The sequence below is a fragment of the Moorena sp. SIO4G3 genome, assembly GCF_010692305.1.
GTDB classification, from domain to species: Bacteria; Cyanobacteriota; Cyanobacteriia; order Cyanobacteriales; family Coleofasciculaceae; genus Moorena; species Moorena producens_A.
Map to the genome: position 1 here is coordinate 1 of NZ_JAAHIG010000294.1, position 11,062 is coordinate 11,062.

General features: G+C 43.7%; 7 protein-coding genes. 4 read left to right on the top strand and 3 right to left on the bottom strand.

From position 1 onward, the window contains the following. The coding region (locus F6J99_RS33455; RefSeq protein ID WP_293119532.1) for a hypothetical protein at positions 1 to 189 on the top strand (189 nt) is incomplete at its 5' end. Positions 190 to 958: 769 nt separating this feature from the next. After that, a complete protein-coding gene (locus F6J99_RS33460; protein ID WP_293119534.1) occupies positions 959 to 1,309 on the top strand; it encodes a hypothetical protein in 351 nt (116 codons plus the stop codon). 209 nt (positions 1,310 to 1,518) lie between these two features. Here F6J99_RS33460 and tnpA read toward each other — a convergent pair whose 3' ends face one another. After that, positions 1,519 to 1,923, bottom strand: a complete 405-nt coding sequence (tnpA, locus tag F6J99_RS33465) for an IS200/IS605 family transposase (protein WP_293119536.1) — start codon at positions 1,921 to 1,923, stop codon at positions 1,519 to 1,521. Between the two features lie 73 nt (positions 1,924 to 1,996). Between tnpA and F6J99_RS33470 the strand changes: the two genes are divergently transcribed. Together F6J99_RS33470 and F6J99_RS33475 are read left to right on the top strand one after the other, a co-directional pair. Then, positions 1,997 to 3,295 carry a transposase gene (locus tag F6J99_RS33470; RefSeq protein WP_293119538.1) on the top strand — a complete coding sequence of 433 codons (1,299 nt, stop codon included), beginning with the start codon at positions 1,997 to 1,999 and terminating at the stop codon, positions 3,293 to 3,295. 499 nt (positions 3,296 to 3,794) lie between these two features. Beyond that, positions 3,795 to 4,043 (top strand): hypothetical protein, encoded by a 249-nt coding sequence (locus F6J99_RS33475; protein WP_293119540.1) that lies wholly within the window; start codon positions 3,795 to 3,797, stop codon positions 4,041 to 4,043. Positions 4,044 to 4,196: 153 nt separating this feature from the next. On the opposite strand, the gene F6J99_RS33480 is transcribed toward F6J99_RS33475, so the two are convergent. Together F6J99_RS33480 and F6J99_RS33485 are read right to left on the bottom strand one after the other, a co-directional pair. Further along, positions 4,197 to 9,083: a sugar-binding protein gene (locus tag F6J99_RS33480; protein WP_293119542.1), complete on the bottom strand. Its 4,887-nt coding sequence runs from the start codon at positions 9,081 to 9,083 to the stop codon at positions 4,197 to 4,199. A gap of 453 nt (positions 9,084 to 9,536) precedes the next feature. Further along, positions 9,537 to 10,883 carry an ATP-binding protein gene (locus F6J99_RS33485; protein ID WP_293119544.1) on the bottom strand — a complete coding sequence of 449 codons (1,347 nt, stop codon included), beginning with the start codon at positions 10,881 to 10,883 and terminating at the stop codon, positions 9,537 to 9,539. Between the last annotated feature and the right edge of the window lie 179 nt (positions 10,884 to 11,062).

An 11,062-nucleotide genomic window follows, 5' to 3' on the forward strand; every position in this document is an offset into this window, starting at 1 on the left:
TTGATCCGGTGGTGCGTTACGGGACGGGCTGTCTCAACACTGGGAAAGATTTGGAAAATCAGGGCTAGCCCCTCCCTAACGCACCCTACGCCATTTCTCTTCTTTTTTACAAATATGAGATGCACCCCTCTAAACAACAGCAGTAAAAATAAGGTAGGTGCGGTAGAACCGAATTTACTCCATTTATGATCTAAGGATAATTTCCATCCACTGGTCTAATATTCTACCGTTCGCGCAGCTTCAGCTTTCCCGAATCAGCAATGCTCCTTGAATCCGGGAAATTATTCTTGATTTATACTACAGGGAAAAAAAACAGGATTCCGGAATCTTGGAGTGAATTGTGCTTGTTGACAATGCAGTTGACACATATAACCGCGTTTATATCTGGGTTGTAAACACAAGTTTTACCGAAAAAGCATGCATTAAAAACTTGGCGTTGCTGAATTGAAGTATGAATGCCCGATCCTTTAGTTTTGGTCAAGCCCCCTAAATCCCCCAACTTTGCGGTGCGACCCGTGGCGAATTTAATTACGGGTCAAGCGCACCGGAGGGGACTTTGAGAGTTTTGTTCCCCCCAAAATTGGGGGGCTAGGGGGGCGGAATCATACCCAGAATCAGCAACGCCAAAAACTTTACTATATAGCAGTCTAAGCAAAGCTTAGGACATATTTAGTTTACCTGCTTCCTGCTCCCTACTCCCGACTCCCTACTCTCTACTCCAAACTTACCTAAACAACTTGATTTTATATCTAGATAAACTCCCAAACTAGTCAATTTTTAAACGTGTAAAATAATGTTGCAATTTAAAAAAAAATCTTGACATTTATCGAAATATTAGTAATAATAAAAATGTCCGATATTTCGATAATATTTATGGACAAAAAGCCGCGCTTTTCACGTCAACCAAGAAGCGCGGCTTATGTCCCCAGTCACAAGCTATGTGTGAGGTAATTACATCATGCCAACAAATCGCTCAAATGACCATCTGATTCATCTGATTCACTGTCAGCGAGCCCTAAACCGCCTTGCCCAAATTGCCAGGACCCAATCCACATGGGAACATGCCTATCCTCGTCCCATAACCGAGCGAGAGGAAATCTTGATCTACCTATACAGCAACTGCCGACTATCCATGACCCCCCAGGAGTTTTATTGGAAATGGCAAGTGAAGCAAGAAGACATCGGTAATATCTGCTGCCGCTCAAGTTACGCTGTCAACAGCTGGCTGGCTCAAGGTCCTCGCTATAAATCTCCCTCTTCCGATTCCTTGCATCATAAAAATCTAGACAGCAGGAAACCCCGCGTCTAATGACCGGGTCAGAAGCTACCCCAGCGAGCAATCCCTCGCTGGGGCAGCCTTTATGGTTGGTCGGCTATGGGTAAAAGGGTTAAAACTTTGAGGCGCGACCCATGGCGAATTTAATTCGCCGTCGCGAAAGCGCGCCTCCATGATTAAGGCTGCCTTATTTTAAGGTTTCGTCTCCGGGAGGAATGCTCGCAGTGGCAAAGCGCCACCTGTTAACTGTGATGAGGGTCAGTAATATATCTTTGAATCGTTTCAGTACTAACTTTCCCCGCTGTAGAGAAGAAATAACTGTTTGTCCATAGAGATGGCAGCCTTTTAAGTTCAGGGAACTCCTTTCTTAAGTAGTTAGCACTTCGCCCTTTAAAAGCTCTAACCACTTGGCATATTGCGTCAGTTGGATTTATTTCAACAAAAAGATGGATGTGATCTGGAGCCACTTCAAGAGCCTTAATATTCCATCCTTTTTCTAAGGCGACTCCTGAAAAAATCTCGTAGATTCTGTCCTTGATCTTCCCTATTAGTATCTTTTTTCGTCTTTTTGGTATCCAGACCAGGTGGACTACGCATAGCCCCACCGCATGGTTGTAGTGTCGATAATAAAAACTAGATTTGCGCATTTTTATTCCGGACTTGCCATTACTTTAATTGTAGACTACAATGAGATAACAACAAGCCATGGAGAGGTCGATAATGGCTAAGACCAAGTCACCTATCGGAACACAACAAATATTGTTGCATCCAGACAAAGAGACTGAGGCTATCTTAGTTTACCTGTGTCAGCAGTCAGGTAAACTTTACAACATGGGGATTTACTTGGCCAGACAGATATTCTTTAAGACCGGAAAACTTTTAACTGGAAAATTCGATCTCCTTTACGAAAGAAGTGTAGGGAAGTCAATGATAGCGAAGTCTCTGCCTTCCACTCCAGCTCAACAAACCCTGCTAAGTGTAGCGGAAGCGTTTAAGTCTTATAAGGGTCTTAGATCTCTTTGGTTTAAAGGAGACATGAAAGACAGACCCAGTCCCCCGAAGTATTTAAAAGGTTCAAAATTATTTAAAGTTGCATATCCGAATTCAGGAGGCCAAAAACCAAAGGTAAAAGAAGGGCAAGTAGTCTTTTCTCTGGGTTTGACTGTAAGACGCTGGTTTGGAGTGAGAAGTTTTTCTCTGCCTTTTCCCAGTAATCTAGAGGGCAGAAAAATAAAAGAATGGACGATACTCCCTTTGAATGGAGCTTTCTACTTGGAAGTCTCTTATGAAATCCCCAATCAGACCCCAGTTCAACAAGACAGCAACGAGGCTTTGAGTATAGATCTTGGAACCTCTAGTAATCTAGCTGCCTGTGTTGACACATTGGGGAATTCATTCTTGATCGACTCCCGTGCGATGAAGTCGTACAACCAATATTGGAACAAGCAGGTTGCAACTAGAAAAGAAGGAAAACCGCAAAGCTATTGGGACCAGTGGCTTGACCGAGTTACTCGAAAGCGCAATCACCGAGTCAAAGATGGAATCAATAAAGCAGCTCGATTAATAGTTAATCACTGCCTAAAAGTCGGAATTAAAACGATTGTATTAGGGTGGAATGAGGGCTTTAAAAGGAACTCCAACATGGGAAGATTGAACAATCAAGAATTCGTTCAGATTCCCTTAGGGAAGCTAAAGGATAGGCTTTCCCAGTTATGCGATTTGTACAATATTAGACTGGAAGTAACAGAAGAAGCCTATACCAGTAAAGCTTCTTACCTTGATGGTGACTCCCTGCCCAAGTTTGGCGAAAAGCCAGATGGGTGGAAAGCATCGGGGCGAAGAGTTAAACGTGGGCTGTACAGATCTGCGAATAAATCAATTATTAATGCCGATCTAAATGGCAGCGCAAATATAATGCGCAAAGTAGCCAGAAAGCTAGATCTAGATCTAAGCCGACTGGGTAGACGGTCTTTGACGACCGTAGCGAGGATTAGACTGTGGGTGCAAGCTCGCGTCTAACCTGTCCGCAGAATCCCCGCGCCCTTAGCGACCGGGGAGTGTCAACTGGCCTTAATGGATTTTCTCTTAGAAAATTTCGAGGCCATTCCAAAGGAGTTATTAAATCAGCTCTGCTCTAAGGTTAAAGGTTATTAGAATTTAGAATGTAGAATTAAGAATGTAGAATTAACAATGGATAATTAACAATGGATAATGTAGAATGAATGTAGGAGGTAGAAGCCAGAATCCAGAATCCAGAAGCCAGAAGCCAGAAGCCAGAATGTAGAAGCCAGAAGCCAGAAGCCAGACTTCTTAATTCTTCATTCTAAATTCTACATTCTTCATGGGGAACTTTCCTTCCGCAGATTCGTCAAAGCCGCCAAAGCTACGATATTCTACGCTCACAAAATTTCCTGATTTGATCCATAAACCTGGAAAATATCCTGATCTGAGCATCAATCTGGGATAAATGTATATATGAATCGAGTTGGAATTAGCAGAGAACCCACGGAGTCCACTTATGAAACGTTACAAAATTCTCTCCCTTCTAGGGATGACAGCAGTATCGACAATCACTGCTAGTCAGGTTTTGGCTATGGAGACAGCTTCCTGGAACTTAATTACCGAACCTGACTCTACTAGCAATAGTCTATTGGAGGATGTTTCATTCCTTAAATACAGTATATTTGATACTGCTGCTGGCGCAAGAGAGCCCCAAGATCAAGATCCTAGACCACCAAGCCGCGACATGCCACAATCCGGAATTTAGTAGAGTCCGCTTCAGCTAGAGATTGATCATATATAGCAGTTCTTAATTGGGTGAGTTACACAAGTTGTGGGTTTTAGGGAGTAGGGAATAGGGAATAGGGAACAAATCTTGTGTACCTTACTACTATCAGAACTGCTATATATTCCAGCTGATTTACTCTTGATCCTCAATTCCCTCACAGAGTTTTTTGTTTTTTGGCTTGACTTTCAGGTTATTTTTTAGATAATTACCGATCTGATCACAAGCACGCTTCAGTAGGTAATTCACATCGTTTAATTGACTGTAACCTAAGAATTGACTGTAATCTAAATTCCAAATACTCACCCGATTCGCTGCGTTAATCGAGACTAGGGTTTCACCATCTGGACTGAAATTCACAGACTCCACACGTTCAGAACCCTCGGTTAACGTTCTGATTAAAATTCCATTGGGATCCCATAGTTTAACTGTGCCGTCCGCACTAGCAGAAGCAATAATGTTTCGATGGGGGTGGAAACTGACATCATGAACAGTTTTTGTATGCCCTACTACTCTTTCAGACTCGAATTGCTGCCAAGAGATGTCTGTACCAGTCCAAATTACAAGAAAACCACCAGCAGCACCTGCCACAATGCGCTTACCATCGGGGCTGAAACTAACGGAGGACAACTTCCTAGGCCCAGTCAGGGTAGTAATTAGTGTGCCGCCCTGCTTCCAGAGTTTCACTGTCTTGTCATTACTGGCAGAGGCAATTAACTGACCATCGGGACTGAAACTGACGCGATTTATTGCCTCTTTATGTCCCGCTAGAGTACGTAGCAATTTTCCTTCCCTAGTCCAAAGTTTTACTGTACTATCCTCACTCGCAGAGGCAATGATTTGACTATCAGGACTGAAACTAACGCTATAAACTGGAGCGCTATGCCCCTCTAGAGTATGTAGGAGTTTCCCCTGGCGATTCCAGAGTTTCACCGTCTTGTCATCACTGGCGGTGGCAATTAACTGACCATCGGGACTGAAATCAACCCCATTCACAAAATCCTGATGTCCCTCAAGGGTGAGTTCCCTAATCTGTTTTTCCGGGTTCCAGAGTCTGACAGTGTAATCATCTCGACTACCAGAAGCAATTATTTCACCATCCGGGCTAAAACTAGCACCATAACCATAGACTGTATAGGTGGTAGGTTGGAAAACCTTAGGCAAGGTTTGGTCAAGACTCCAAAGTTTGACAGTCAAATCAAAACTAGCTGAGGCTAGCATCTTACCGTCAGGAGTGAAACTAACTTGATTGACAATATCTTTATGACCAGGAAGGGTTGAAATTGCTGTACCCTTACCACTCCAGAGTTTTATTTTTCCGTCACTACTCCCGGAGGCAATCAACTCTCCATCAGGACTAAAGCTGACGCTGTTGATCGCATCATCATGTCCTGCCAAGGGTTTCCGTAACGTTCCATCACGGTTCCAAAGGTTCACGGTCTGATCATCACTAGCTGAAGCAATAGTTTGACCATCCGGGCTAAAACTTACCCAATTCACCCCCTCATCATGTCCCCTCAAGGTGTTAATTAACCTTCCATCACGACTCCAGAGTTTGACGGTTTTGTCCTTACTCGCGGAAGCAATTAACTCTCCGTCATTGCTAAAACTAACGCTCAAAACAGCATCCTGATGTTCTGTCAAGGTTTTTAGCAAAGTCCCATCAAGCTTCCAGAGTTTGACCGTTTTATCACCACTGGCAGAAGCAATGGTCTGACCATCTGGGCTAAAACTTACCCACTTCACCCCCTTATCATGTCCTGTCAAAGTGTTAATTAAGGTGCCATCCCGACTCCAAAGTTTAACGGTTTTGTCTTTACTGGCTGAGGCAATAATTTGATTATCAGGGCTGAAACTGACACACCACACTGTATCATCATGTCCTTCTAGGCTATTCAGCAATTGGCCATCACGACTCCACAGTTTGATGGTTTGATCAGAGCTAGCTGAGGCAATGAGCTGATTATCAGGACTCACACTTACACTCAATACACTCTCTTTATGTCCATCTAAACGATTGTGCTCTTGGGTTAAGTTGACTGCTTCCCAGAGGTTAGATAAAGTCTCTTGTTCAATGTCTGATTTGGCTATTTTATGGTTTAATCGTTTCCCTCCCTTAATGCTGATTAAAAGAGCATCAAGCTGATTTTTGTTTACAAGACGATAGAGCTGATATTTAGCGTTGAGTTTAGCAAGGGTCGCCTGTCTTTGGTAAAATTTTTCCGATTGCAACTGCCAGATTACAATAGCTAGTATAGTAATCACCACGCTAAATCCCCCTAACCCGGTCAGCAACGATTTCCGAAGCCGTTGTCGCGCCTCTCGCTCTTTTTCAAGTTCTGCTCGTTCTTTTTCAAGTTCTGCTCTGATGTCAGCTTTAAGTTCGGCTATGATGTCAGCCCCTTTTCGTTGTCGAATGAAATCGACCAGATAATCATGGACTAATTGATAGCGATTACCATAAAATTCTCTTAACAGCAGCACTAAGCCGGATTTCCAAAAAATTTCCAACACTAAATCTAATCGTTTTAGCTCTGTTTCTACATCAGCCGCCAAGGCTTTTAATTCTTTTTCTAAATCATGGCGAGTTTTGAGGGGGCGGGTGTTGTTTTCATCTGTTAGCAAGTACAACACTAATTCAGCAACCCGTTTGTTCTCGGAACCACAGGCTTCCACTACTTCTTCTAAGTATTGGTTGACTAATTCAGCTTTTGGGTTATGTCCTAGGTGTTGATAGTGTTCTAGGGTGGTAATTTGGTTTCGTTCCAGTTGCGCCCCTACCACTTGCAACTCAATTGGTCGAATCTCCCCTAATTCTTTCCCTAAATCCTCCACTAATTTATCAATCAGTGCTTGCTCTAGGGGAAACTGAGCTTGCTCCGTTAAGCGTTGAAGATATAATTTGGCATCTGCTGGGGTAAGATTCCCCAAGTGAAACAGAATTCTCTTATCTAAAATATTGTTATTAATAACCTCTAAATCGATTCCGAACTTATTACATTCCAACAGCCAATGTAAATAATCCTCTCGCATAGACAAGATTACCTTCACATAAGGAATATTCAGACAGTATCGCAAAAATTCATAAAAACATCGCCTCTGGTTGGGGTTTGAGCAAACGGATAAAAACTCTTCAAACTGGTCAAATATTAAAACAGTAAGCAAATTTTGCCTAGCATTTTTGCGCAACTGCTCAAGAATGAGGGCGGTTGAATCAAGGTTACCAGCCACAGAGGTTAAATTTACTCTCTTATCCAGAGTCTTTGTTAAGGATTTGCCTAGTGCTTGAATCCAATTCCTATAAACTCGCTGCAAAACCGGTAATACCCGACGGGTATTAATGGTTTGCCGTTCTAATGCTGGTATTAATCCCGCCTCAATCATTGAGCTTTTCCCCGCCCCGGACTGTCCATGAATCACAGTTAGTCTAGAGCGCTCCTGTTTCATGCGCTCAATCAGGTGATTAATATGGTGTTCCCTGCCAGAAGCCGCAATTTCTGGCGCTATGGTTTTTGAGCACTCAAGGGTTGCTAAAACTGGGTTAGTTATCTGCTGCTTGGGCTGCAATCGACCGGCACCAATGAATGCCCGAAACCCAAACCGGCTCTCAATCCCCTGTTGGACTTGTTTAATATTAAAGGCCTTGAGATAGTCCCCTTGTTGGCAATAGACCTGATGTAATTCCTTCAAGATACCAATATAAAGTTCTGGATCATAGTGGGGTTTGGTTTCTGCTCTAGCGGTTTCCAAGTTATGAAGTGCTGCTTGTAATTGACCAAGATCATTTTGCGTCCGCATAGTCCCAAGCAGTGCTCGTCCCAAGGAAAATAAATACCAACCCTGGGCAAAAGACTTGTGCCAGTCTAAGAAAGTTTGTTGTTCCGGTGAGGGATTGACTATCTTCTCTAATGCCGTTGAGCTCAGAAAAAGCGCTTGTTTGGAATACTCTTGCGCTTTTTTAAAGGCTGATTTGGCTAGGGCTACTTCAGCCAAAAAGCCATAAGCTCGTGCCATTCTGAACGGATCAGAATAGGTTTGATGGAGCGCCAAGGCTTTTTCGGCAACTGTCTTTAACTGCTCCCAATCTGACTGCCGCTGAAGTGTATCTCCCCAAAAATTAATATATTTGGCAGCTAAGTCGAGGCGGTTAGCCTGCTCAAGACCCTCAACCGATTCCTGAAAATAAACTTTTGCTTGTTCACAAGCTTGCTCCTTCTCAGCTTGATGCCACAGTCCATAACCAGCCCACCACAAGCCTAAACAGAATAATACATGTCCACGGCGTTCCCGGTTATCGGTTTGTTTCCACAGAGCTAAACTGCGCTCATAATGCTGTCGAGACTCTTCTTGAGAATTATCAGCCACTCGACCCAGCACAAATTCCAAACTGGCTTCTAACTCAGGGGCTAAGGCCACTCCCCGCTTTTCCAGCTCCTGTCGTGCTGACTGTAATTCAACATAGGATGCAGAGCCTTTGTTTAAATTCAGAGTACTACTGTGCAAAAACTCCGTTTCACGGGAGGCTACCACCTTGGCAAACACCTGATCAGTGCTTTGCTTAATAAAGTGAATTAATTGACCGCTGCTAATCAAAAACTCAACACAGCTTGACCAACTGTGGAAATCTGGCACTGACCGAATTAGCATTTGCAGCAACTTATCCGTCACCCACAACACCAGTGGAAACCGAAAGTTCCGAAACTCTTCCCGAATCTGGTTGGTTGCTGTCAGCACTTCCTCAATGCAACTTACTGAGTCTATCCCAGATACCATTAATGCCTCTGGCTGTTGCAGACCTAGCTCTTCCACAATAGTGGTATAGAGAGTTTTAACCGATTGCTCTAAGACCAGCTCCCTGATCGGAATAGAACATTGCTCCTGCAACTGCTCACTAATTTGTCTCCTCAATACCCCATAGTTACCAACCGCCAAAATCAAGGAAAATTCTCCCTGAGAAAACGTAATCAGTCGGATTAGTTCTCTGAGGGAATCTTGGTTGTGATTTGCGGTTGTATCTGGCATTAGTTAGACTATTTTTAATTGGGTGAGGTACAAAAGTTTAGGGAGTAGGGAGTAGGGAGTAGGGAGCAGGGAGTAGGGAGTAGGGATTAGGGAGTAGGGAGTAGGGAGCAGGGAGTAGGGAGTAGGGAGTAGGGAGTAGGGAGTAGGGAGTAGTCAAAAAATGTACCTCATTATCATGACATTTTATCCCTTGATTCACGCCCTTGAACCAGACAGGAAGTCATTTAACCGAGTAATTTCAGGTACAGGTTAATGCTAATAAGCTGTTGTGCATTTAAACTGTATATTATTGAAATTAATTAAAAAAGTGGTGCGTTACGGGGTGGGCTATTTCAACCAGGCGCGAAGAGGCGGAAAATCAGGGTTAGCCCACCCCTAACGCACCCTACGCAACTGATAGCTGATAGCTGATAGCTGACAGCTGATGGCTGATAGTTGATATTATATTGAGCTTCAATTCAACTCTTTGGCATCAGCTAACACGGGATTGATATTATACCAGCATCCGTGACCATTACAATACTCAAACACAAACAAACTCTTCAACAGGATTTGGTATTCCTCCTCACCCCTGACAGTTTTGTGTTCAGCCACATGTCTGAGCAATTCCCACTCATCCGGTGTAATTGCCCTGCTCAATTCATTGCGACGCTGACTAATCACACTGTCTAGCAACTTACCAGATAAAGGCGGTTCGTCTTTCCTGAGGCAGTTCCGGAGCAGCACCAGCAAATTCCTGACATGACCCCCACTAACTAGACACAGCCGATCCAAGGTCTGTGGGCTATCAAACACTTTTGTAATTAAACTGAGCCGTTGCTCTGGCTCCACATCTGGGAAGGCTCTGGCTAAGACCATCTCTCGCAGCAAAGCAATTCCGGCATCACTAGGACTACCATCTGGTTCTTGTACCTGTACCATCGGTAACAGTAGGTGCTCACAACCAAACCGATTCCTGAGGTTTTCTTGGTCATTGGAAAATGCCAAAATCAGGGGAATGGTGTAGACCACATGGCATTTGAGTTGATTAAGATACTCCCCCTGGTCTACAAACAAATATTCTGGCTGATTGCGTTGCCCTGACTTAGGTTTATTATGGATCCGGTCAAGATTATCCACAATCACCACTAGTCCAGCTTTACCCTGCTGTTGCAGCTGCTGTTGAGCGGGTTCAATCAGTTCTGTATTAATCGCTTCTACAATATTGTTGACCCGTGGCTCTAGATGTTGTCGCAATAGGGAGCGAATGTCCTTAGAATTCTTAGCTTTGGTGGTAATTTCTCCAATCCCAAAGGCTAGGGAATACTCGTCCTCTTGTGAGCTGAGGCCAATCTCACCAAACTCAGGAACGTTGACTTTTAACCCGGTCACCTCGGAGTTTAACAACTTAGCCGCCCCTTGCACTAAGGATTGGAAGCGGGTAGGTTGGAGTTTAATTTTAGCTTCCTCCAGACTTTGAATCACCTGACGAGCAATGGTCAGCAAAATATCACTGATCTCTACATCTGCCAGATCCAAGTCATTAGAGGACTCAAAATAAACGACATGATATCCCTGTTTTTCTAATTCCCGTTTCAATCGCGATAACTCCGTAGACTTGCCACAGCCCATGTGTCCGGTAAACAACTGACAGGTGGGCTCATCTTCTGAGAAGCTAATGGTGCGTCTGAGTTCTCGAATAATATTGCTGCCCCGCACCTCAGAAAAATCAATGTAATATTGTTGGTCTTCAGCCCTACCCAGATTCAGGGTTTTACTGGGATTACAGACCCGAAAAAATCTGCCGAAATTCACTGTCATTAAACTTCCCCCCGGTAGACGAATTGACTTTTGTCAGATGGCACCGCGATATCTGCCAGATCGACATAGCTGACAACTAGAGGCTGCAAACGGATATACAGCCTCTATATATATCGACTTAATAGCTACACATTATGCAATGGACATTTTCCCTTAATTGCAACAAAACGTAACATTAT